Here is a 21,891-nt window from a genome sequence, read left to right as displayed (position 1 = left end):
CTGACGGACGCGCCGATCAGATGTGCGTGATGAACTTCGTGACCAGGTACCCATCGAACGTTTCGAGGCCGCCTTCGCTGCCGATGCCGCTGTCCTTGATGCCGCCGAACGGGGTCTCGGCCAGCGCGCTGCCGAAATGGTTGATGTTGACCATGCCGGCTTCCAGGCCGTTGGAGACCTTGGTGGCGGTCTGCAGCGAGTTGGTGAACACGTAGGACGACAGGCCGAACGGCAGGCTGTTGGCGCGCGCCAGCACTTCATCGGTGTCGGTGAAGCGGACCACCGGCGCCACCGGACCGAAGGGTTCTTCGGTCATCAGCATGGAGTTGTCGGGCAGGTCGGTGACGACCGTGGGGGCGAAGAAGAAGCCCTTGCGATCCAGCGGGCCGCCGCCCACCACCACCTTGCCGCCGTGCTTCTTGGCGTCGTCGATGAAGGCGCTCATGGCGGGAACGCGGCGTTCGTGCGCCAACGGGCCCATGTCGGTGCCCGCTTCCAGGCCGTCGCCGACCTTGATGTTCTTGAGCACTTCGGTGAAGCGCGCCAGGAACTGCTCGTAGGCGCCGTTCTGCACGTAGAAGCGGGTCGGCGAAACGCAGACCTGGCCGGCGTTGCGGACCTTGAACTTGGCCAGCATGGTGGCGGCGCGATCGATGTCCGCGTCGTCGAACACCAGCACGGGCGAATGGCCGCCCAGTTCCATGGTGACGCGCTTCATGTGCGCGCCGGCCAGCGCGGCCAGCTGCTTGCCCACCGGCACGGAGCCGGTGAACGAGACCTTGCGTACGATGGGTGAACGGATCAGGTAGTCGGAAATCTTGGCGGGCTCGCCCCAGACGATGTTCAGGCAACCCTTGGGCAGGCCGGCGTCGTGGAACATGCGGGCGATGGCCATGACGGCGCTGGGCGAGTCTTCAGGACCCTTCAGCACCACCGTGCAGCCGGCGCCGAGCGCGGCGGCGATCTTGCGGATGGCCTGGTTGTACGGGAAGTTCCAGGGCGTGAAGGCGGCGCAGACGCCGATGGGTTCACGCACAACGATCTGGCGCACATCGGGATTGCGCGGGGGAATCACGCGGCCGTAGATGCGGCGGCATTCCTCGGCATGCCAATCGGCGTGCTCGGCGCAGGAAGTGACTTCGCCCACCGCCTCGGCCAGCGGCTTGCCCTGGTCCAGCGTCATGTTGCGGCCGATTTCCTTGGCGCGCTCGCGCGACAGGGTGGCGACCTTGCGCAGGATGGCGGAGCGATCCATGGGAGAAGACTTCTTCCATGATTCGAACGCGCGCTGGGCGGCGGCTAGCGCGCGGTCCAGATCCGCTTCAGTGGCGTGAGGCAGCTGGCCGAGCACTTCCAGCGTGGCCGGGTTGATGACGTCCTGGGTGCGCCTGCCCTCGCCGGCGACGAATTCGCCGTCGATATACAGCGCCAACTGTTCATACATGCCTGTCTTTCCTTGCGAAATAGGAGTGGGTAGCGATCGCGGTCGCCCACGCCAGTCTAAACCAGCTTGCCGGCCGCGGGGAGGTCCAATTCCGGCGGGTGCCTAGGAGCCAATGGATGGTACTTGCATGTGGCAGGCGCCATGGACAAAATGGTGCATCTTTGGCTGTCTATATAGATACCTACTGTGCAATCCGCCGATACGCGTCCGCCAAGCCAGCCCAGTGTCTATTCCCGCGTTTTCTTCCGTTTCATAGATTGGCTGCGCCACCGCATCGCGCTGGCGTCCCTGGTGGGTGACCGCCCGATCTTCAAGAACAGCCAGTTTCCCTGGCTGGCCGCCCTGGAGGCGCAGGCGCCCGCCATCCGCGCCGAACTGGTTGCCCTGTTGGCCGAGCGCCAGCAGCTGCCGTCCTTCCATGAACTGTCCCCCGATGTCGGCATGATCACGTCCGACGACCAGTGGAAGACCTTCGTCTTCATGGGCTACGGCCTGCGCTCCGCGCGCAACCTGGCGCGTTGTCCGGCCACCGCCCGGGCGCTGCAGGGCATCCCGGGCCTGCGCACCGCCTTCTATTCCATCCTGGAGCCGGGCAAGCGGATCCCCCTGCACACCGGGCCGTACAACGGGGTCCTGCGTCTGCACCTGGGCCTGGTGGTGCCCGAACCGGCCGAACGTTGCTGGATCGAAGTAGGCGGCGAGCGTTATTGCTGGAAGGAGGGCGAGGCCGTGGTGTTCGACGACCTCTATCCCCACCAGGTGCACAATGACACCGACGGCACGCGCGCCGTGCTGTTCGTGGACTTCGAACGCCCCTGCCGGGCCCCGATCCGTTGGCTCAATCGCCTGGTGCTGATGGCCGCGCCCTTCACGGACGAAATCCGCCGCGGCAAGGCAAATCACGACGCCTGGGAGCGCAACTACTACCGGGATAAAACGGGGGCGGATTAACTCCTTCCTCGAAAGCCCTCTCGAGGCGAGTTTTCCACAGGCGCTGTCGCGTATTTGCTCACTAACTCAACAAAGGGCTTGCGCTCAAAATCTAACCACGCTAGAATGGTCAGCTTTCCCAGATTGTCGATTGGCCAGGACTAGCCCGGGCCAACGTGTTGGGGGAATACCCGCAGGATTTCAACCCAGGGTCGTTGCGTTGCCACCAGTTGATGGTTTTGAAGCGAGAGCTCGAAGCCAGCCAACAATAAAGCAGGGCGGCTGACCTGACGGGACCAAAACTGGCAGGAATTGCAGTGTTCCCTTTTTGGGGAAAACCGTATTTCCAGTTAAGTTGGAACAGGAAAAATCATGATCCAAATGCAGACCACGCTGGACGTGGCCGATAACACTGGTGCGCGTCATGTCATGTGCATTAAAGTGCTCGGTGGCTCCAAGCGCCGTTATGCCGGTATCGGCGACATCATCAAGGTGAGCGTCAAAGATGCGGCTCCGCGCGGACGCGTCAAGAAAGGCGAAATTTACAATGCCGTGGTGGTTCGTACCGCCAAGGGCGTGCGCCGTAAAGACGGTTCGCTGATTCGTTTCGGTGGCAATGCCGCCGTGTTGCTCAACGCCAAGCTGGAGCCCATCGGCACCCGCATCTTCGGACCCGTTACGCGCGAACTGCGTACCGAGAAGTTCATGAAGATCGTGTCGCTGGCCCCGGAAGTGCTGTAAGGAGCCCTACGATGAACAACATTCGTAAAGGCGACGAAGTCATCGTCCTGACCGGCCGCGACAAGAAGCGTCGCGGTACCGTGCTGGCTCGCGTTGATGCCGACCACGTCCTGGTCGAAGGCGTCAACGTCGTCAAGAAGCACGTGAAAGCCAACCCGATGGCTAACAACCCGGGTGGCATCGTCGAAAAGACCATGCCGATCCACATCTCGAATGTGGCGCTCTTCAACCCCGCCACCGGTCGTGGCGACCGCGTCGGCGTGCAAGAAGTCGAAGGCCGCAAGGTTCGCGTGTTCCGTTCCAATGGTGCCGTTGTCGGCGCCAAGGCGTAAGGGGCGAAAGACATGTCTCGTTTGCAAGATTTCTATAAGAACAAGGTCGCTGGCGACCTGCAGGCCAAGTTCGGCTACAAGAGCGTCATGGAAGTGCCGCGCATCACCAAGATCACCCTGAACATGGGTGTCTCGGAAGCTGTGTCGGACAAGAAGGTCATCGAGCACGCTGTGGGTGACCTGACCAAGATCGCTGGCCAAAAGCCTGTCGTGACGAAGACCAAGAAGGCTATCGCCGGTTTCAAGATCCGCGAAAACTACCCGATTGGTTGCATGGTCACGCTGCGTGGCCAACGCATGTACGAATTCCTGGATCGCCTGGTGGCGGTTGCGCTGCCTCGCGTGCGCGACTTCCGCGGTATCTCGGGTCGTGCGTTCGACGGCCGTGGCAACTACAACATCGGGGTGAAAGAGCAGATCATTTTCCCCGAAATCGAGTACGACAAGATCGACGCGCTGCGTGGGCTGAACATCAGCATCACCACCTCCGCGAAGACCGACGAAGAAGCCAAGGCGCTGTTGACGGCCTTCAGCTTCCCGTTCCGTAACTAAGGGGCTGATGACGTGGCTAAACTTTCCCTCATCAATCGCGACATCAAGCGCGCCAAGCTGGCTGACAAGTTCGCTGCCAAGCGCGCTGAGTTGAAGGCGATCATCGACGATCAGTCGAAGACCGACGAAGAACGTTACCAAGCTCGGCTCAAGCTGCAACAGCTGCCGCGCAATGCCAACCCGACGCGTCAACGTAACCGTTGCGTGGTCACCGGTCGTCCGCGCGGTGTGTTCCGCAAGTTCGGCCTGACGCGCCACAAACTGCGTGAAATGGCGATGAAGGGCGAAATCCCCGGCATCACCAAGGCCAGCTGGTAGGAGAAACAATATGAGCATGAGCGATCCCATCGCCGATATGCTGACCCGCATTCGCAATGCGCAGCAAGTGGACAAAGTTACGGTGAGCATGCCCTCCTCGAAGCTGAAGGCGGCTATTGCCGCTGTGCTGAAAGACGAAGGCTACATCGACAGCTTTGAAATCAAGGGCACCCAGGCCAAGCCTGAGCTCGAGATCACCCTGAAGTACTACGCTGGCCGTCCGGTCATCGAGCGCATCGAACGCGTTTCGCGTCCCGGTCTGCGCATCTACAAGGGCCGTACCAGCATTCCTCAGGTCATGAATGGCCTGGGCGTGGCTATCGTATCGACCTCGCGCGGCGTCATGACCGACCGTAAGGCTCGCGCCAACGGCGTCGGTGGCGAAGTGCTGTGCTACGTGGCCTAAGGAGAAATTCGAATGTCACGTATCGCTAAGTATCCGGTCGACCTGCCCAAGGGTGTCGAAGCTGACATCAAGCAGGATCAGATCACCGTCAAGGGCCCGCTGGGTTCCTTGACCCAAGCCCTGACTGGCGACGTCACGGTTGCGTTGGACAACGGCAAGCTCACGTTTGCCGCCGCCAACGAAACTCGTCACGCCAATGCCATGTCGGGTACCGTGCGCGCGCTGGTGGCCAACATGGTCAACGGTGTGAGCAAGGGATTCGAGCGCAAGCTGAATCTGGTTGGCGTGGGTTACCGCGCCTCGATTCAAGGCGACGCCGTTAAGCTGCAGCTCGGTTTCTCGCACGACGTTTTGCACCAGTTGCCGGCCGGTATCAAGGCCGAATGCCCCACCCAGACGGAAATCGTCATCAAGGGCTCCAACAAGCAAGTCGTCGGTCAGGTGGCCGCTGAAATCCGCGCGTACCGCGAACCCGAACCCTACAAGGGCAAGGGTGTGCGTTACTCGGACGAACGCGTCGTCATCAAAGAAACCAAGAAGAAATAACGGCGCACGCAAGGACGAATCATGGACAAAAAAGTTTCCCGTTTGCGTCGTGCGGTTCCGACCCGCCGGAAGATCAACGAGCTGCGCGTTCACCGCCTCTCGATCTTCCGCTCGAACCAGCACATCTACGCCAATATCATTTCGCCGGAAGGCGATCGCGTTCTGGTCAGCGCCTCGACGGTGGAAGCCGAAGTGCGTGCGCAACTGGCCGGCCAAACCGGCCAGGGCGGCAACAAAGCCGCTGCTTCGCTGGTTGGCAAGCGCGTGGCCGAAAAGGCCAAGGCTGCCGGTATCGAACTGGTCGCTTTCGATCGCTCGGGCTTTCGTTACCATGGCCGCGTGAAAGCGCTGGCCGATGCCGCGCGTGAAGCCGGCCTGAAGTTCTAAGCGAGGATCTGTCAAATGGCTAAAGTACAAGGCAAGAACGCCGCGGAAAAAGAGAACGATGACGGCCTCCGCGAAAAGATGATCGCGGTCAACCGCGTGAGCAAAGTGGTCAAGGGTGGTCGCACCATGAGCTTTGCCGCGCTGACCGTGGTTGGCGATGGCGATGGCCGCGTCGGCATGGGCAAGGGCAAGGCGCGTGAAGTGCCGGTGTCCGTTCAGAAGGCTATGGAACAGGCCCGTCGCGGCATGTTCAAGGTGGCCCTGAAGAACGGCACGCTGCACCACACCGTGGTCGGCAAGCATGGCGCCGCTACCGTGCTGATTTCGCCCGCTGCTGAAGGTACTGGCGTTATCGCCGGCGGCCCGATGCGCGCTATTTTCGAAGTGATGGGTGTGCGTAACGTGGTTGCCAAGAGCCTGGGCTCGAGCAACCCCTACAACATGGTTCGCGCCACGTTGAATGGCCTGCGCGCTTCCCTGACCCCGGCGGATGTTGCTGCCAAGCGCGGCAAGACCGTCGAAGAAATCCTGGGGTAAATCATGGCTCAGAAGCAGATCAAAGTGACCCTCGTGCGCTCCGTGATCGGTACCAAGCAATCGCACCGTGACACGGTTCGCGGTTTGGGCTTGGGCCGCATCAACAGCAGCCGCGTGCTGGTCGATACGCCCGAGGTGCGTGGGATGATCCGTAAGGTGGATTATCTCGTTTCCGTCTCGGAAGCCTAAGGAATCACCATGTCGGATATGCAACTTAATTCGCTGAAGCCCGCTGAGGGCAGCAAGCACGCCAAGCGCCGCGTCGGCCGTGGTATCGGTTCGGGTCTGGGTAAAACCGCCGGCCGTGGCCACAAGGGTCAGAAGTCGCGCTCGGGCGGTTTCCATAAGGTTGGCTTCGAAGGCGGTCAAATGCCGCTGCAGCGTCGCCTGCCCAAGCGTGGTTTCACCCCGCTCGGTCAGCACCTGTACGCCGAAGTCCGTCTGTCGGACCTGCAAGCCCTGCCCATCGACGAAGTCGACGTGCAAGTGCTGAAGGCGGCTGGCGTGATTGGCCAGGCGGTTCGTTACGCCAAGGTCATCAAGTCGGGTGAACTCTCGCGCAAGGTCGTGCTCAAGGGCATTACCGCGACGGCTGGCGCTCGCGCCGCCATCGAAGCCGCGGGCGGCTCGCTTGCTTGATCACGAGGTGACGAGTGGCTAACGCGCAGGCATTGGGCAAAACCGGAGCACGGTACGGCGACCTAAAGCGCCGCCTCGTGTTCCTGGTGCTCGCCCTGGTGGTTTACCGTTTGGGTACACACATCCCCGTACCGGGTATCAACCCGGATGCGCTGGCGGACTTGTTCCGTCAGAACCAGGGCGGGATCCTGGGCCTGTTCAACATGTTCTCGGGCGGGGCGCTCTCGCGCTTCTCGATTTTTGCCCTGGGGATCATGCCGTACATTTCGGCATCCATCATCATGCAGTTGATGTCGGTGGTGGTGCCGTCGCTGGAAGCGCTCAAGAAAGAGGGCGAAGCCGGCCGTCGGAAGATTACCCAATACACCCGCTACGGCACGGTCGTGCTGGCGCTGGTGCAGGCTGTGGGCATTTCGGTAGCGTTGGAGTCCCAGCAGGGACTGGTGATCGATCCGGGCATGCTGTTCCGCTTTACGACCGTCGTGACCTTGGTCACTGGCACCATGTTCGTCATGTGGCTGGGTGAGCAAATCACGGAACGTGGTCTTGGCAACGGGATTTCCATCCTGATCTTCGCAGGTATCGTTGCGGGTCTGCCCGCCGCGCTGGCTGCACTGTTGGACCTGGTCCGCACCAACGCGATGTCCGTGCTTTCCGCACTGTTCATCGTGGCTCTGGTGGTGCTGGTTACCGCTTTTGTGGTGTTCGTGGAACGCGGGCAGCGCAAGATCACGGTGAACTACGCCAAGCGTCAGGTCGGCAACAAGGTCTACGGTGGTCAAAGCTCGCATTTGCCGCTGAAGCTGAACATGGCCGGGGTGATTCCGCCGATCTTCGCATCGTCGATCATCCTGTTCCCGGCAACGATCACGAGCTGGTTCTCCAGCAGTGAGAACATGCGCTGGCTTAGCGACCTGGCTGCGGCCCTGTCGCCTCGTCAACCGCTCTACATCACGCTGTATTCGGTCGCGATTATTTTCTTCTGCTTTTTCTACACGGCTCTGGTGTTCAACAGCCGCGAAACGGCGGACAACCTGAAGAAGAGTGGTGCGTTTGTTCCGGGCATTCGTCCGGGTGAACAGACAGCGCGCTACATCGACAAGATCCTGATGCGTCTGACGCTCGCAGGTGCCATCTACATCACGTTGGTGTGCCTGTTGCCGGAATTCTTGGTGATGCGCTGGAACGTTCCCTTCTACTTCGGTGGTACGTCTCTGTTGATTATTGTGGTGGTGACGATGGATTTCATGGCGCAGGTTCAGGCCTACATGATGTCTCACCAGTACGACTCGTTGCTCAAGAAGGCTAACTTCAAGGGCGCGGGTTTGCCGATGCGGTAAGCAAAAGAATGTCCAAGGACGACGTCATTCAGATGCAAGGCGAGGTTCTTGAGAACCTCCCGAACGCGACATTTCGCGTCAAGCTCGAAAACGGCCACGTGGTGTTGGGCCATATTTCCGGCAAGATGCGTATGCATTACATCCGGATCCTGCCGGGTGACAAGGTCACAGTGGAGCTCACGCCCTATGATCTGACGCGAGCCAGGATAGTTTTCCGCTCCAAATGAGCGGAACCGGATTACGGAAAATTAGGAGTCAACCATGAAAGTAATGGCATCGGTTAAGCGGATCTGCCGCAACTGCAAAGTTATCAAACGTCACGGCGTCGTGCGTGTTATCTGCACCGACCCGCGTCACAAGCAGCGTCAAGGCTAACTCGGGTTAGCGACTACGCAACAGATTTATTCAAGGAATAGTCATGGCCCGTATTGCTGGCATTAACATCCCGCCGCAACAGCACGCCGAGATCGGCCTGACCGCCATTTTTGGCATCGGTCGTACGCGCGCTCGCAAAATCTGCGAAGCGGCAAACGTACCCTTTGACAAAAAGGTCAAGGATCTGAACGACGCTGAATTGGAACGCGTCCGCGAACATGTTGGTCTGTTCACGGTTGAAGGCGACCTGCGTCGTGAAGTACAGCTCTCGATCAAGCGTTTGATCGACCTGGGAACCTACCGCGGTATGCGTCACAAGCGCGGTTTGCCCGTGCGCGGCCAGCGCACTCGCACCAACGCCCGGACCCGTAAGGGCCCGCGTCGTGCTGCTGCGTCCCTGAAGAAATAATCGAGGAACTGGATTATGGCGAAAGCTTCCACCAGCGGCGCTTCGCGCGTGCGCAAAAAGGTTAAGAAGAACGTCTCGGACGGCATCGCGCACGTTCACGCTTCGTTCAACAACACCATCATCACCATCACTGACCGTCAGGGCAACGCTTTGTCGTGGGCCACGTCGGGCGGTGCTGGCTTCAAGGGTTCGCGTAAGTCGACCCCGTTCGCCGCGCAGGTTGCTGCTGAAACGGCTGGCCGCGTTGCGCTGGAATACGGCATCAAGACGCTGGAAGTGCGTATCAAGGGCCCCGGTCCTGGCCGCGAGTCGTCTGTCCGCGCTCTGAACGCGCTGGGCATCAAGATTTCGAGCATCGCCGACATCACGCCCGTTCCGCACAACGGCTGCCGTCCGCCGAAGCGTCGTCGTATCTAAAGGGAATCCACATGGCACGTTATATTGGACCCAAATGCAAGCTCTCGCGCCGCGAGGGTACTGACCTGTTCCTGAAGAGCGCCCGTCGCTCGCTGGATTCCAAGTGCAAGCTGGATTCCAAGCCTGGCCAACACGGCCGCACTTCGGGTGCCCGCACTTCCGACTACGGCCTGCAGCTGCGCGAAAAGCAAAAGCTGAAGCGCATGTACGGCGTGCTGGAAAAGCAATTCCGCAAGTACTTCGCTGAAGCCGAGCGTCGCCGTGGCAACACCGGCGAAACGCTGATCCAGCTGCTGGAATCGCGCCTGGACAACGTCGTCTACCGCATGGGCTTCGGCTCGACGCGCGCCGAAGCTCGCCAGCTGGTGAGCCACCGCGCCATCGAACTGAACGGCCACACCGCCGACATCGCTTCGATGCTGGTCAAGGCTGGTGACGTTATCTCGATCCGCGAAAAGGCCAAGAAGCAAGGCCGTATCAAGGAATCGCTCGACCTGGCCACCAGCATCGGCATCCCCCAGTGGGTGGAAGTCGACACGACCAAGTTGACCGGTACGTTCAAGTCGGCCCCCGATCGCGCTGACGTCGCTCGCGACATCAACGAATCGATGGTCGTGGAACTGTACTCGCGTTAATCAAGCCTGCTGGCGCCTCCTTCGCGGAAGCGCTGGCAAGCTGGTCTCGCGACCTGTTTGCACGTCCCGCAGCAGCCCGCTTTCCGCCTTTTGGCGGGGCGGGCTTTGCGGTAAGTATCGGCCGGTGTTTTTGCACCGTCCGAGTTTCATGTTTCACCCTGTCCATCAGCCTTATCGGTGTAACGAGCCGAGGGTATTGAAAAGGAACACAGTACATGTCCACTCAAGGTTTCCTGAAGCCGCGCTCCATTGAAGTCGAACCGGTCGGCACGCACCATGCCAAGATCGTGATGGAGCCGTTCGAGCGTGGCTACGGTCATACGCTGGGCAACGCCCTGCGCCGCATCCTGCTGTCTTCGATGACCGGCTACGCGCCGACCGAAGTCCAGATGACGGGCGTGGTGCACGAATACTCGACCATCCCGGGCGTTCGCGAAGATGTCGTCGACATCCTGCTGAACCTGAAGGGCGTGGTCTTCAAGCTGCACAACCGTGACGAAGTCACCCTGGTTCTGCGCAAGACCGGCGCCGGCACCGTGCTGGCCAGCGACATCGAGCTGCCGCACGATGTCGAGATCATCAACCCCGGCCACGCCATCTGCAACCTGACGGACGCAGGCAAGCTGGAAATGCAGATCAAGGTTGAAAAGGGCCGCGGCTACGTGCCGGGCAACGTGCGCGCGCTGTCGGAAGACCGCACCCACACCATCGGCCGCATCGTTCTGGACGCTTCGTTCAGCCCGGTTCGCCGCGTGAGCTACGCGGTTGAAAGCGCCCGTGTGGAACAGCGCACCGATCTGGACAAGCTGGTCCTGGACATCGAAACCAACGGCGTGATCTCGCCCGAGGAAGCGGTGCGCCAGTCGGCTCGCATCCTGATGGACCAGATCTCGGTTTTCGCCGCCCTGGAAGGCGCTGGCGATTCGTACGAAGCGCCGGTCCGCGGCACGCCGCAGATCGATCCGGTCCTGCTGCGTCCGGTCGACGACCTGGAACTGACCGTGCGTTCGGCCAACTGCCTGAAGGCCGAAAACATCTACTACATCGGCGACCTGATCCAGCGTACCGAAAACGAGCTGCTCAAGACCCCGAACCTGGGTCGCAAGTCGCTCAACGAGATCAAGGAAGTCCTGGCTGCACGTGGCTTGACGCTCGGCATGAAGCTCGAGAACTGGCCGCCCCTGGGCCTGGAACGTCCCTAAGTCTTAACGGGTGGCGCCCCCGGTTGGGGGCGTCCCCTGCAGCGCCCGGCATCAAAACCGGGCGGTTTGCGAAACCGTCGTAAAATGCTCCGTTTTCTACCGGACCGCGGCCTGATTGCAGGTTGATAGAAGAGCCGGATAACCCGATGGCGGAAACGCCTTCTCTAGATTCAAAGGATACTTATCATGCGTCACGGTAATGGCTTGCGTAAGCTCAACCGCACCAGCAGTCACCGTCTTGCCATGTTCCGCAACATGGCCGTTTCGTTGATCACCCACGAAGCCATCAAGACCACGCTGCCGAAGGCGAAAGAATTGCGCCGCGTCATCGAACCCCTGATCACGCTGGGTAAAGAACCCACCCTCGCGAACAAGCGTCTGGCTTTTGCCCGTCTGCGCGATCGCGACGCCGTGGTGAAGCTGTTCGCCGAAATCGGCCCGCGCTACGCGGCCCGTAACGGCGGCTACACCCGCGTGCTGAAGATGGGTTTCCGTCAAGGCGACAACGCTCCCATGGCATTCATGGAGCTGGTCGACCGTCCGGAAGTCGATGAAGCCGCTGAGGACAGCGCCGCCGAATAAGCTTCGGTTGCGCGATGAGTAGCAAGGGCGGGTTTTCGGACCCGCCCTTGTTTTTTGTGGCGCGGGAAAGCACTTAGAGGCCCGTCAGGGCCTTTTGGCTAGGAGGCGTGCAGTTCGCCTCGCAATTGGGCGGCGGTGGCCGCCAGCGCCTCTTGGGGGGCTTGGGGCGGCATCCGGAAGGTCAGGTCCTGCTGCTCGATGTACTGGGTCGAAGTCACGTCTTGCGGATGATGCATGGGAATCACGTGCGCGTGGGTGTGCGCGACGTGGATGCCGGTGAACGCGAATGCCACGCGCTCGACGTTGTACAGGCGCTTCATGTGGCGCCCCAGCTTCTGGCCCAGGTTGACGATGTGGCCGGCCAGGTCGGCCGGCATGTCTTCGTAGTAAGGGTAGTGCTGCTTGGGAATGATGAGCGTATGTCCGGCACGCACGGGCTGGATGTCCAGGAACGCCATCAGGCGCTCGTCTTCGTGAACGATGTGGGCCGGGATCTCGTGGCGGGCGATACGGCAGAACAGGCAATTATCGGACATGCTTGCCTCGGTGGGGACGGAGAGCGCGTGATGGCGCGGCGACGCCGCGGGGCCGGCCGTAGCAGGTGGCGGCAATACCGATAAAATACCCCGAGTTACATCCCACACGGGTATCCCAAGGAGGTTCCATGTTGCGCGATGACGACGTCGTGCTGGTCATCAGCAACGCGCCGGACCTGCTGCTGGCCAAGCGCATCGCCCATGTCCTGGTCGAAGATGGTTTGGCGGCCTGCGTGAACCTTGGCGCCGCCGGCCTGTCCATCTACCAGTGGCAAGGAGAGGTCGAAGGGGCGGAAGAAATCCCCATCCACGTCAAGACCACCTACGCGCGCCACCAGGCCGTGGTTCAGGCCCTGGCGCAAATGCATCCCTACGATGTGCCCGAAATCATCGTGCTGCCGGTCATCGGCGGTGCGGCGCCCTATCTGGACTGGGTGCGCGAGCAGACGGCCATCCCGCAGAACAAGAGAGACTGATGTTGCACCCCGCGGTCCTAGTCGGCGCACCGATGCGTGCCTTTTTCCCCAGATTGCTGGTCCTATTGGCGATGGCGTTGCTGCTGTTGGGCTGGAATGCGCCCGCGCGCGCCGACGCCGAGTTCCTGGAGCCGGAAAAGGCCTTCGTCTTCAGCGCGGCGATGGCGGCGCCGGACACCGTCGAGCTGCGTTTCCGCGTGGCGCCCGGCTACTACATGTACCGCGAGCGCTTCGGTATCACCATCAGCCCCTTGGGTGCGGCAACGCTGGGCGAGGCGGTCTATCCCAAGGGCGACGTCAAATACGACCCCACCTTTGAAAAGGACATGGAGGTCTATCACAAGGACGTCGTGATCCGCGTGCCGGTCACGCCCGGTGGCCAGCCGTTCACTTTGACGCTGACCGGCCAGGGCTGTGCCGACGCCGGCCTGTGCTACCCGCCCATGGACAGCAGCGTGAAGCTGACGCCGGTGGCCGGCGGTTATGCCTTGGCAGGCGCGGGCGCGGGAGGCGCCGGCGCATCCGCCGCGGCCGCGCCCGCATCGACGGGCGGCCTGAGCGCGCTGGTCAACGCGGGCGACACCGGCCTGGCCGACGCCTTGGGCGGGCTGGGTTGGATCAAGACGGCCGGGGTGTTCCTGGTGCTGGGACTGCTGCTGGCGTTCACGCCCTGCGTACTGCCGATGATTCCCATTCTGTCGTCGATCGTGCTGGGCGGGGCCAGCCAGGCCCGCCCGACTCGCGGCCGCGGCCTGGCGCTGGCCGCAACCTACGTACTGGGGATGTCGGTGGTCTATACCGCGCTGGGCGTGGCCGCCGGCCTGAGCGGCGCGGGCTTGGCCGCCTGGCTGCAGACGCCCTGGATCCTGGCGCTGTTCGCGATCCTGCTGGCCGTGCTGGCGCTGGCGATGTTCGACGCCTTTACTTTCCAGATGCCGTCGGGCATCCAGGCCAAGCTGGCCGAGCGTTCGTCGCGCGTGCCCGGCGGCCGCTACACCGGCGCGCTGGTAATGGGCGCGTTGTCGGCTCTGATCGTCGGGCCCTGCGTGGCGGCGCCCCTGGCCGGCGCCTTGCTGTATATCTCGCAGACCGGCGATGTGGTGCTGGGCGGCTCGGCCCTGTTCGCCATGGCGTGGGGCATGGGCGTGCCGCTCCTGATCGTCGGCGCTTCGTCGGGCGCGTTGCTGCCCAAGGCCGGGCCCTGGATGGACGGGGTCAAGCGCTTGTTCGGCATGCTGCTGCTGGCCACGGCGTGGTGGATGCTGATCCCCGTGGTGCCGACCTGGGTGCAGATGACCGGCTGGGCCTTCCTGGCGATTGTCGGCGCGGTGATGCTGCGCGCCTTTGATGCGCTGCCGGCCGGCGCCGGCGCGGCGCGCATGTTCGGCAAGGGCCTGGGGCTGCTGCTGGCCTTGGCCGCCGCGGCATGGCTGGTGGGCGCGGCCAGCGGCGGCCGCGATGTATTGCAGCCGCTGTCGCACTTTGCGTCGGGCGGTCCGGCCACGGCGGGCGTCGCGTCCAATGCGGGCGAGGTGCACTTCAAGCGCGTGCGCAACAACGCCGAGCTCGATGCATTGCTGGCGCAGAGCCAACAGCCGGTGATGCTGGATTTCTACGCGGACTGGTGCGTGTCGTGCCGCGAAATGGAGCGCTTCACCTTCACGGATCCGGGCGTGGCGCAGCGCATGGCGGGCATGCTGCTGGTGCAGGCCGACGTGACCGCCAACAATGCCGACGACCGGGCGTTGCTCAAGCGCTTCCGCCTGTTCGGCCCGCCGGGCATCATGTTCTTCGCCCCGGGCGGTAAGGAATTGCTGGACGCACGCGTGGTGGGCTTCCAGGACGCCAAGCGTTTCACCGAGTCGCTGGACCGCGTGCTATTGCGCTGAGCGGCGCCCGGCCGCTACCATGAGGGCTCGCGTCGCATGGGCGGCGCACCCACCCCCTCCAGGCCGGCGCCCGTGACGTCATCGACAGTTGCTGCAAGCCAGGACCGCACCGGTCTGATCTATCTTCAATTGATGTTCGTCATGGCCACGTGGGGCCTGAACATCGTCTCCATCAAGTACCTGACGCAACACATGGACATCCGGGCCCTGGCGGCCGTACGGATCGCCGTGGCCTTCGTTGCCGTCACGCTCATCGTCAAGGCCCGTCGCGGCCGCATTCCCAAGTTGGGCCGCGTGGAACTGGGCTGGGTCGCGTTGGCCGGTTTCCTGGTGGTGTACGCGCACCAGACCGCGCTGGTCTACGGGCTGCAGTTTTCAACGGCCGCCAACGGCACGCTCCTGATGGCGACAAGTCCGTTGCTGTCGGCGTTGCTGGCAGCGCTGTTCTACCGCGAAAAGCTCACGTGGCTGCGCATCTCGGGCGCCTTGCTGGGGTTGGCCGGCGTCGCGATGGTGGTGATCGGCAGCGGCGCGCAATTGGGTCTGACGGGCTGGGGCGACGCGGTCGTATTTCTGGCGGTGGCGGTGTTCGTGTTCGGCGGGCTGGTGATCCAGCGCATTTCGCGCACGCTGGATCCGCTGGCGATGCTTTGGTACATGTATCTGGCCGGCGGCCTGATGCTGGTGGTGCATGCCGCCTTGACGCCCGGATCCTACGAGATGGCGGGCTGGCGCATGACGTGGTGGCCTTGGATGGTGTTGCTGTTCTCGGCGGTGATTGCCTCGGGCGTCAGCAACATCCTCTGGAATGCGGGCATCGCGCGGCTGGGGATCAGCCGCGCGGCGCTATTCGTGAACTGGCTGCCGATCTTCGGGCTGCTGTTCGCCGCGCTGTTCCTGGATGAACACGTGACGCCGGTGCACGTCGCGGGCCTGGCCTGTATCTTGAGCGGTACCTGGCTGGGCCTGCGTCGCAGCAACTAGTCGCGGTTCTTGAGCAGCTTGGCCGCCTCGATGGCGAAGTACGTCAGGATGCCGTCGGCGCCGGCGCGCTTGAACGCCAGCAGGGCTTCCATCATGACCTTGTCGTGGTCCAGCCAGCCATTGGCGGAAGCGGCCTTGATCATCGCGTATTCACCGCTGACTTGATAGGCGAAGGTCGGCACCCGGAAGGTGTCCTTCACGCGGCGCAGCACGTCCAGGTAAGGCATGCCGGGCTTGACCATGACCATATCGGCGCCTTCCTGCAGGTCGGCGGCGACTTCGCGCAACGCTTCGTCCAGGTTGCCCGGATCCATCTGGTAAGCCATTTTGTTTGACTTGCCCAGGTTGGTGGCGGACCCGACGGCGTCGCGGAACGGGCCGTAGAAGGCGCTGGCGTATTTGGCCGAGTACGCCATGATCTGGGTGTGGATATAGCCGTTGGCTTCGAGCGCGCGGCGCACGGCGCCGATGCGGCCGTCCATCATGTCGCTGGGGGCGACCATGTCGACGCCGGCGGCGGCCTGCGTGAGCGCCTGCTTGACGAGGATTTCGACGGTGGGCTCGTTGACGACATAGCCGTTTTCATCGATAACGCCGTCCTGGCCGTGGCTGGTGTACGGGTCCAGCGCCACGTCGCACAGCACGCCCAGCTCCGGGAAACGCTTTTTCAGTTCACGCACGACGCGCGGGATCAGGCCGTCGGGATTGGTGGCTTCGATGCCGTCGGGCGTCTTGAGCGCGGGATCGATGGCGGGAAACAGCGACAGTACCGGGATGCCCAGCGAGACGCATTCCTCGGCGACCGGCAGCAGCGTGTCCAGCGAATAGCGGACCACGCCCGGCAGCGAGGCCACGGGCTGCTTCAGGCCCGTGCCTTCGGCCACGAAGACCGGGTAGATCAGGTCATTGACCGTCAGGGTGTTTTCGCGCACCAGGCGGCGGGTGAAGTCGTCGCGGCGCAGGCGGCGGGGGCGGGAAACCGGGAAGTCAGGGGTAATGATCTGCGGGTTCATGGTACGACCTTGGGAGAAATCCAGTTTTCTATATGCGCGCCAGCTTCTTCCAGGCCGATGCGCTCAGGCGCCGAGAAGGGGATGGTGTGCAGGGCGCCGATGTCCGCCAGGTCTTTGCGCACGGAGAACACGGTGCGCATGCGCTGGCCATAGGGCAGTTTGTCGGCTTTGGTGAGCAGCGCCAGCACCGGGCGTCCGGTGGGGGCGATGAAGTTGGCCAGACGGCGATCCAGTTCGGTGACGCCGCGGCGGATGTCGATGAGCAGCACGATGCCGACCAGCGATTCGCGGTCGCGCAAGTATCCGCCCAGGATGTCGGCCCATTTTTCCTTTTCGTTGCGGGCAACGGACGCATAGCCGTAGCCGGGCAGGTCGACGAGGTAGCCGATGTGGCCTTCCGGGTCCAGCGGGTCGGGCAAGCCGAACATGTTGATCAGGCGCGTGCGGCCCGGCGTCTTGCTGGAGAACGCTAGACGGCGCTGGTTGCACAACACGTTGATGGACGTGGATTTGCCCGCGTTGGAGCGGCCGACAAAGCAGACCTCGGGTGCGCCGGCGGGCGGCAACTGGTCGAGGCGAGCTGCCGACGTGAGAAAAGAGGCGCGATGTAGGAGGGACACGGATGGCTTTGGATACGGTTGGTTTCGAGCCCTATTGTATAATCCGGCGTTTGCAACAGTGGTCCCCGTGCGCGGAGCCGTCTCTTTTGCTTACTGTTGAGGGCATTTCGGTACCAACCGGCTTTCTCTGGGCAGGCAGAACGGCAAATCAGGTTCGATACGGTTTTCCAGATGTGCGGGTAGGCGTGGGCGCCTTTTTGCGCCTTGAGCGATGCGATTCGTCGAGGTCTTCATGAAGCGTGTGCTGTCCCGGATGTTGGTTGCGAGCGGGCTGTTGCTCGGCGCCTCCGCCTTATCTACTACGAGTTTCGCCGCCGACGGGGCTGCGGGCCCGGCCAAACCAGATGCCGCCAAGGGCGGACAGCTGTTTGACCAGGGCGACGCCTCCCGAGGCATCATTGCCTGTGCCTCCTGTCATGGCGCGGCGGGCAACAGCACCATTCCGGTGAATCCCAACCTGGCCGCGCAACCCCACGAATACCTGGTCAAGCAACTGACCGATTTCCAGGTCAAGTCGGGTGCCAAGCTGCCCGTACGCAACGGCGCGGGCGGCAATCCCACCCCCATGACCGCCATGGCGCAGAATCTGACGCCTGCCGACATGCAGAACATCGCGCTGTACCTGGCGCAGCAGCCTTTGAAGGAGCCCGCCACGGCAGGCTACGAGAAGCTGGTTGATCTGGGTCAAAAGATCTGGCGCGGCGGTTTGCCTGAACGCAACGTCCCGGCCTGCGCGGCATGCCATTCTGCCAACGGCGCGGGCATTCCGGGCCAGTACCCCCGCTTGTCGGGCCAGTTCCCCTTGTACATTGAAGAACAGCTCAAGCTGTTCCGCAGCGGCGACCGCGCCAACGACGTGATGCACGCCGTGGCCGATCGGATGTCGGATGCCGACATCAAGGCCGTGGCGGATTACGCGGCTGGCCTGCGGTAGCCGCCAAGCGGCAACGCGCGCGGCTGGTCCGCGTTTACGCAACCTGAGCGTACGGAACCTGGTTCCGTTACGCGCTGTCTACGAGGGGGGTAGCCGATAGCGCGGCCCCCCTTTTTTCATGAATTCGACTCAGACACATACCCGTCCTTCCCTGCGCAGCCTGCCCCGCGACCTGTTCGAACTGCTGGGCTCGATGCGTTTCGCCGTCAGCCTGCTGATGTTCATCTGCGTGGCGAGCCTGGTGGGGACGGTGCTGCAGCAAAATCGGTCGTCCAGCAATTACATCGACCAGTTCGGCCCGTTCTGGTTCGAAGTGTTCGACAAGTTCTCCATCTGGCACGTCTACAACAGCTGGTGGTTTCTGCTGATCATGGCGTTCCTGGTCATTTCGACCTCGGTCTGCCTGATCCGCAACGCGCCCAAGATGCTGCGCGAGGCCAGCTCGTTCCGTGAACACGTGCGCGGCAGCAGCCTGCGGGCCTTTCCGCATCGGGTCGAAGCCGAAGTGCCCACCGATGTGCCCCAGACCGCGGCCGGCCTGACGGCGCTGCTCAAGCGGATGGGCTACGCGGTGCGCGAGCGCCAGGACAACACGGGCGTGCTGCTGGCGGCCAAGAAGGGCAGCGCCAACCGGCTGGGTTATGTATTTGCCCACGCCGCGATGGTCATTATCTGTATCGGCGGCTTGCTCGATAGCGAGCTGCCGGTGCGCCTGCAGGTCATGTTCGGCGGCAAGAAACCTATCGTCGAGAACATGCTGATTTCCGAAGTGCCGGAAAGCGGCCGCCTGTCGGTGGATAACCCCAGCTTTCGCGCCAGCGTGCTGGTGCCGGAAAACGGCCAGGCCAGCACGGCGGTCGTGATGGTGGGCGACGGGGCGCTGGTGCAGCCCATGCCCTTCACCCTGAAGTTGAAGAAATTCGTGGTCGATTACTACTCGACCGGCATGCCCAGCCGCTTTGCCAGCGAAGTGGAAGTGACCGACCCCGACACCGGCAAGTCGTTCGAGTCCACCATCGAGGTGAACGAGCCGCTGCGCTTCAAGGGCATGACGGTCTATCAATCCAGCTTCGATGACGGCGGCAGCACGGTTGTGCTCAAGGGCTATCCGCTGGTCGGCGCCGACAGCGCTACCTTCAATGTCGACGGCACCGTGGGCAAGACAGCCGAAGTAACCGCTCACACAGGCAAGGGCCCGCGCACCATGGGCGTCGAGATCACGGCGCTGCGTCCCATCAACGTCGAAGACCTGACCCGCGGCGACCCCAAGGGGGCGAACCAGAGCTTCGCCGAGCACGTGGCGTCGGTGTCGGGTAGCGCGGCGGGCAAGAAGAACGAAAACCTGCGCAACGTGGGCCCCAGCGTCGAATACAAGCTGATCGACGATGCCGGCCAGGCGCACGAATTCCAGAACTACATGCTGCCGGTGCAGCTCGATGGCGCCAGCGTGTTCCTGGCCGGCGTGCGCAACAACGCGTCCGAGCCGTTCCGCTATCTGCGCATTCCCGCGGACGATGACAGCTCGGTGGCCGAGTTCATGCGGCTGCGCGCCACCCTGGCGGACCCCGTGGCACGCCAGGAAGCGGCGCGCCGGTTCGCCGAACGCAACAGCCCGACCGGCGCGGACCGCCAACCGTTGCAGACAGCGGCCGAGCGCGCCCTGGAAACCTTCGCGTCCGGCGGCCTGCAGGCCGTGGCGGCGTTCTTGCAGGCCAACACCCCGCCTGCCGACATGGAGCGCGCGGCCGACGTGGTGATCCGGCTGATCGGCGCCAGCATGAACGAAGTGCGCGCCATCGAGCGTGAACGGGCCGGACTGCCGCCGGCGGCCACCGAGGGCGCCGATGGCGAGCGCGCCGCGGTGTGGTCGCGCCTGGCGGTGGCGGCCCTGTCGGACCTGACCGTCTATCCGGCGCCGATGTTCTTCTCGCTGGCGGATTTCAACCACATCCAGGCCAGCGTGTTCCAGGTGAGCCGCACCCCCGGCAAGAACACGGTCTACCTGGGCAGCCTGCTGCTGGTCCTGGGCGTGTTCTCGATGTTCTATATTCGGGATCGCCGGGTCTGGATCTGGGTCCGGCCGGTAGAGAACGGCAGCGGCATCCTGGCGGCAATGACTTCCCAGAAGCGTACACTCGACTTCAATCAGGAGTTTGATCGCTTCAAGCAGGCGCTGCTGCGCCAGAAAGGGTCTTAAGGTTTCTTATGTCCACGACGACCACCACGCATTCCCCCACGCCTGACATGCCCGTGCATGCGTCAGCGCCCGACGCGCTTTGGCAGGACGGCATGTCCGAGACGGGCGACAACCGCGCGCAACGCGGCAAGCCGGATTGGACGGACGTCGTCTTCTTCCTGCTGCTGGCAGTGGGGGCCGGCTTTGCGCTGACCCGCTATGCCGGCGCCATGGACTACTACGAGAAGATCATCCTGTGCGGCACGGTGCCTGCGCTGGCCTGGCTGGGATGGCTGTGGCGCCCCTTGCGCCGCCTGATGGTCGCCTGTGCGATCGCGGCCGGCCTGGCGCTGATGCTCTACGGCAATGACCTGGCGCGGGCCGAGCAGGTGTTCTTCCTGAAGTACTTGTTTTCGTCGCAGTCAGCCATTCTCTGGATGAGCGCGCTGTTCGCGCTGGCCATGGTCTGCTACTGGATCGGCGTGTTCAGTCCGACGGCCGCCTGGCTGGGCACGGCCCTGACCTGGGGCGCGGTATTCGCGGGCGTGACGGGCCTGTTGGTGCGCTGGCGCGAAGGCCACCTGATGGGGCCCGACCTGGGCCACATTCCGGTCAGCAACCTGTACGAAGTGTTCGTGCTGTTCTCGCTCATCACGGCGCTGTTCTATCTGTACTACGAGCGCAAGTACAACACGCGCGCGCTGGGCGGCTTCGTGCTGCTGGTCGTGACGTCGGCGGTGGTGTTCCTGCTGTGGTATTCGTTCACGCGCGACGCGGGGCAGATCCAGCCGTTGGTGCCGGCGCTCAAGAGCTGGTGGATGAAGTTGCACGTGCCCGCGAATTTCATCGGCTATGGCACGTTCTCGCTGGCCGCCATGGTCGGCTTCGCCTACTTGGTCAAGCAGCACGGGCAGACGACATCCTGGCTGAAGCTGGCGCCGCTATTCGTACTGGGCGTGCTGCTTTGCGCCGAACCGATGGTGTTCCGCACTGACGGCCTGTCGGCGACCTGGATGCTGTATTTCGGCATTGGCGCGGTGATCGTCGGCGCGATCCTGCTGGGCCGGCGCCGTATCGCCGCCGCGTTGCCGCCGCTGGAAGTGCTGGACGACATCATGTATCGCGCCATCGCGATCGGTTTTGCCTTCTTCACGGTGGCAACCATCCTGGGCGCGCTGTGGGCGGCGGATGCCTGGGGCGCCTATTGGCAATGGGATCCCAAGGAAACCTGGGCGCTGATCGTCTGGCTGAACTATGCGGCGTGGCTGCACATGCGCCTGATCAAGGGCCTGCGCGGCACCATGGCGGCCTACTGGGCGCTGACGGGGCTGCTGATCACGGGCTTCGCCTTCCTGGGCGTGAACATGTTCCTGTCGGGCCTGCATTCCTACGGCCAGCTTTGACACGGTAGACGCTCCAACGAAAAGGCCCCGTCAACGGGGCCTTTTTCATGGCTGGGCGGGGCCGTGCG

General features: G+C 63.0%; 29 protein-coding genes. 25 read left to right on the top strand and 4 right to left on the bottom strand.

Annotated elements, in window-relative coordinates:
• Window positions 1-16 precede the first annotated feature (16 nt).
• Complete coding sequence (locus A9974_RS01830; RefSeq protein WP_183002469.1) at window positions 17-1,444, bottom strand: NAD-dependent succinate-semialdehyde dehydrogenase; 1,428 nt, start codon at window positions 1,442-1,444, stop codon at window positions 17-19.
• 186 nt (window positions 1,445-1,630) lie between these two features.
• Here A9974_RS01830 and A9974_RS01825 point away from each other — a divergent pair, with 186 nt between their 5' ends.
• From A9974_RS01825 to rplQ, 19 genes are all read left to right on the top strand, one after another.
• The gene (locus A9974_RS01825) at window positions 1,631-2,395 is read left to right on the top strand and encodes an aspartyl/asparaginyl beta-hydroxylase domain-containing protein (protein WP_183002468.1); all 765 of its coding nucleotides are present in this window, start codon (window positions 1,631-1,633) and stop codon (window positions 2,393-2,395) included.
• Window positions 2,396-2,746: 351 nt separating this feature from the next.
• Entirely contained in the window at window positions 2,747-3,115 is a 369-nt protein-coding gene (gene rplN, locus A9974_RS01820) for a 50S ribosomal protein L14 (RefSeq protein ID WP_006216531.1), read from the top strand.
• Window positions 3,116-3,126: 11 nt separating this feature from the next.
• On the top strand, window positions 3,127-3,447 hold the full coding sequence (gene rplX, locus A9974_RS01815) for a 50S ribosomal protein L24 (protein WP_006389623.1): 321 nt from the start codon (window positions 3,127-3,129) through the stop codon (window positions 3,445-3,447).
• Window positions 3,448-3,459: 12 nt separating this feature from the next.
• Window positions 3,460-3,999 (top strand): 50S ribosomal protein L5, encoded by a 540-nt coding sequence (rplE, locus tag A9974_RS01810; protein WP_183002467.1) that lies wholly within the window; start codon window positions 3,460-3,462, stop codon window positions 3,997-3,999.
• 12 nt (window positions 4,000-4,011) lie between these two features.
• A complete protein-coding gene (gene rpsN / locus A9974_RS01805; protein WP_006216527.1) occupies window positions 4,012-4,317 on the top strand; it encodes a 30S ribosomal protein S14 in 306 nt (101 codons plus the stop codon).
• Window positions 4,318-4,327: 10 nt separating this feature from the next.
• Window positions 4,328-4,723 (top strand): 30S ribosomal protein S8, encoded by a 396-nt coding sequence (rpsH, locus tag A9974_RS01800; protein ID WP_006216525.1) that lies wholly within the window; start codon window positions 4,328-4,330, stop codon window positions 4,721-4,723.
• Between the two features lie 12 nt (window positions 4,724-4,735).
• Entirely contained in the window at window positions 4,736-5,269 is a 534-nt protein-coding gene (gene rplF / locus A9974_RS01795; RefSeq protein WP_183002466.1) for a 50S ribosomal protein L6, read from the top strand.
• Window positions 5,270-5,290: 21 nt separating this feature from the next.
• Window positions 5,291-5,656 carry a 50S ribosomal protein L18 gene (gene rplR, locus A9974_RS01790; RefSeq protein WP_013397004.1) on the top strand — a complete coding sequence of 122 codons (366 nt, stop codon included), beginning with the start codon at window positions 5,291-5,293 and terminating at the stop codon, window positions 5,654-5,656.
• 15 nt (window positions 5,657-5,671) lie between these two features.
• A complete protein-coding gene (gene rpsE, locus A9974_RS01785; protein WP_006389628.1) occupies window positions 5,672-6,193 on the top strand; it encodes a 30S ribosomal protein S5 in 522 nt (173 codons plus the stop codon).
• Window positions 6,194-6,196: 3 nt separating this feature from the next.
• The gene (gene rpmD, locus A9974_RS01780) at window positions 6,197-6,382 is read left to right on the top strand and encodes a 50S ribosomal protein L30 (RefSeq protein WP_006216520.1); all 186 of its coding nucleotides are present in this window, start codon (window positions 6,197-6,199) and stop codon (window positions 6,380-6,382) included.
• 9 nt (window positions 6,383-6,391) lie between these two features.
• Window positions 6,392-6,832, top strand: coding sequence for a 50S ribosomal protein L15 (gene rplO, locus A9974_RS01775; RefSeq protein WP_043541568.1), 441 nt, complete (start codon window positions 6,392-6,394; stop codon window positions 6,830-6,832).
• A 14-nt stretch (window positions 6,833-6,846) separates the two neighbouring features.
• A complete protein-coding gene (secY, locus tag A9974_RS01770) occupies window positions 6,847-8,172 on the top strand; it encodes a preprotein translocase subunit SecY (RefSeq protein WP_025136326.1) in 1,326 nt (441 codons plus the stop codon).
• Between the two features lie 8 nt (window positions 8,173-8,180).
• A complete protein-coding gene (gene infA / locus A9974_RS01765) occupies window positions 8,181-8,399 on the top strand; it encodes a translation initiation factor IF-1 (RefSeq protein WP_003806927.1) in 219 nt (72 codons plus the stop codon).
• Between the two features lie 34 nt (window positions 8,400-8,433).
• The gene (gene rpmJ, locus A9974_RS01760) at window positions 8,434-8,547 is read left to right on the top strand and encodes a 50S ribosomal protein L36 (protein ID WP_003806928.1); all 114 of its coding nucleotides are present in this window, start codon (window positions 8,434-8,436) and stop codon (window positions 8,545-8,547) included.
• A 43-nt stretch (window positions 8,548-8,590) separates the two neighbouring features.
• Complete coding sequence (gene rpsM / locus A9974_RS01755; protein WP_006216517.1) at window positions 8,591-8,956, top strand: 30S ribosomal protein S13; 366 nt, start codon at window positions 8,591-8,593, stop codon at window positions 8,954-8,956.
• Between the two features lie 15 nt (window positions 8,957-8,971).
• The gene (gene rpsK, locus A9974_RS01750) at window positions 8,972-9,373 is read left to right on the top strand and encodes a 30S ribosomal protein S11 (RefSeq protein WP_006216516.1); all 402 of its coding nucleotides are present in this window, start codon (window positions 8,972-8,974) and stop codon (window positions 9,371-9,373) included.
• A gap of 11 nt (window positions 9,374-9,384) precedes the next feature.
• Entirely contained in the window at window positions 9,385-10,008 is a 624-nt protein-coding gene (gene rpsD / locus A9974_RS01745) for a 30S ribosomal protein S4 (RefSeq protein WP_006389633.1), read from the top strand.
• Between the two features lie 215 nt (window positions 10,009-10,223).
• The gene (rpoA, locus tag A9974_RS01740) at window positions 10,224-11,210 is read left to right on the top strand and encodes a DNA-directed RNA polymerase subunit alpha (protein WP_006216514.1); all 987 of its coding nucleotides are present in this window, start codon (window positions 10,224-10,226) and stop codon (window positions 11,208-11,210) included.
• Between the two features lie 186 nt (window positions 11,211-11,396).
• Window positions 11,397-11,792 carry a 50S ribosomal protein L17 gene (rplQ, locus tag A9974_RS01735; protein WP_025136324.1) on the top strand — a complete coding sequence of 132 codons (396 nt, stop codon included), beginning with the start codon at window positions 11,397-11,399 and terminating at the stop codon, window positions 11,790-11,792.
• A gap of 98 nt (window positions 11,793-11,890) precedes the next feature.
• Here the strand turns inward: rplQ and A9974_RS01730 are convergent, their stop codons facing one another.
• Complete coding sequence (locus A9974_RS01730; RefSeq protein ID WP_183002465.1) at window positions 11,891-12,328, bottom strand: HIT family protein; 438 nt, start codon at window positions 12,326-12,328, stop codon at window positions 11,891-11,893.
• Window positions 12,329-12,456: 128 nt separating this feature from the next.
• Here A9974_RS01730 and cutA point away from each other — a divergent pair, with 128 nt between their 5' ends.
• From cutA to A9974_RS01715, 3 genes are all read left to right on the top strand, one after another.
• Window positions 12,457-12,804, top strand: coding sequence for a divalent-cation tolerance protein CutA (gene cutA, locus A9974_RS01725; protein ID WP_183002464.1), 348 nt, complete (start codon window positions 12,457-12,459; stop codon window positions 12,802-12,804).
• A gap of 32 nt (window positions 12,805-12,836) precedes the next feature.
• Window positions 12,837-14,693: a protein-disulfide reductase DsbD gene (gene dsbD, locus A9974_RS01720; RefSeq protein WP_255467975.1), complete on the top strand. Its 1,857-nt coding sequence runs from the start codon at window positions 12,837-12,839 to the stop codon at window positions 14,691-14,693.
• 132 nt (window positions 14,694-14,825) lie between these two features.
• Window positions 14,826-15,677, top strand: a complete 852-nt coding sequence (locus A9974_RS01715) for a DMT family transporter (RefSeq protein ID WP_183002565.1) — start codon at window positions 14,826-14,828, stop codon at window positions 15,675-15,677.
• Here the strand turns inward: A9974_RS01715 and hemB are convergent.
• Together hemB and yihA are read right to left on the bottom strand one after the other, a co-directional pair.
• Complete coding sequence (hemB, locus tag A9974_RS01710) at window positions 15,674-16,690, bottom strand: porphobilinogen synthase (protein ID WP_183002462.1); 1,017 nt, start codon at window positions 16,688-16,690, stop codon at window positions 15,674-15,676. The genes A9974_RS01715 and hemB overlap by 4 nt on opposite strands.
• The gene (yihA, locus tag A9974_RS01705) at window positions 16,687-17,310 is read right to left on the bottom strand and encodes a ribosome biogenesis GTP-binding protein YihA/YsxC (RefSeq protein WP_183002461.1); all 624 of its coding nucleotides are present in this window, start codon (window positions 17,308-17,310) and stop codon (window positions 16,687-16,689) included. Before yihA ends, hemB begins: the two co-directional genes overlap by 4 nt.
• A 232-nt stretch (window positions 17,311-17,542) precedes the next feature.
• Here yihA and A9974_RS01700 point away from each other — a divergent pair, with 232 nt between their 5' ends.
• From A9974_RS01700 to ccsB, 3 genes are all read left to right on the top strand, one after another.
• A complete protein-coding gene (locus A9974_RS01700; RefSeq protein WP_183002460.1) occupies window positions 17,543-18,244 on the top strand; it encodes a cytochrome c in 702 nt (233 codons plus the stop codon).
• Between the two features lie 118 nt (window positions 18,245-18,362).
• Entirely contained in the window at window positions 18,363-20,441 is a 2,079-nt protein-coding gene (locus A9974_RS01695) for a cytochrome c biogenesis protein ResB (RefSeq protein ID WP_183002459.1), read from the top strand.
• Between the two features lie 47 nt (window positions 20,442-20,488).
• The gene (gene ccsB, locus A9974_RS01690) at window positions 20,489-21,823 is read left to right on the top strand and encodes a c-type cytochrome biogenesis protein CcsB (protein WP_183002564.1); all 1,335 of its coding nucleotides are present in this window, start codon (window positions 20,489-20,491) and stop codon (window positions 21,821-21,823) included.
• Window positions 21,824-21,891: the final 68 nt, after the last annotated feature.

Source organism: Achromobacter sp. UMC71 (genome assembly GCF_014170305.1).
Lineage (GTDB): Bacteria > Pseudomonadota > Gammaproteobacteria > Burkholderiales > Burkholderiaceae_B > Achromobacter.
Note: the sequence above shows the minus strand (reverse complement) of the source record. Positions and strands in the feature narration are given on the sequence as shown.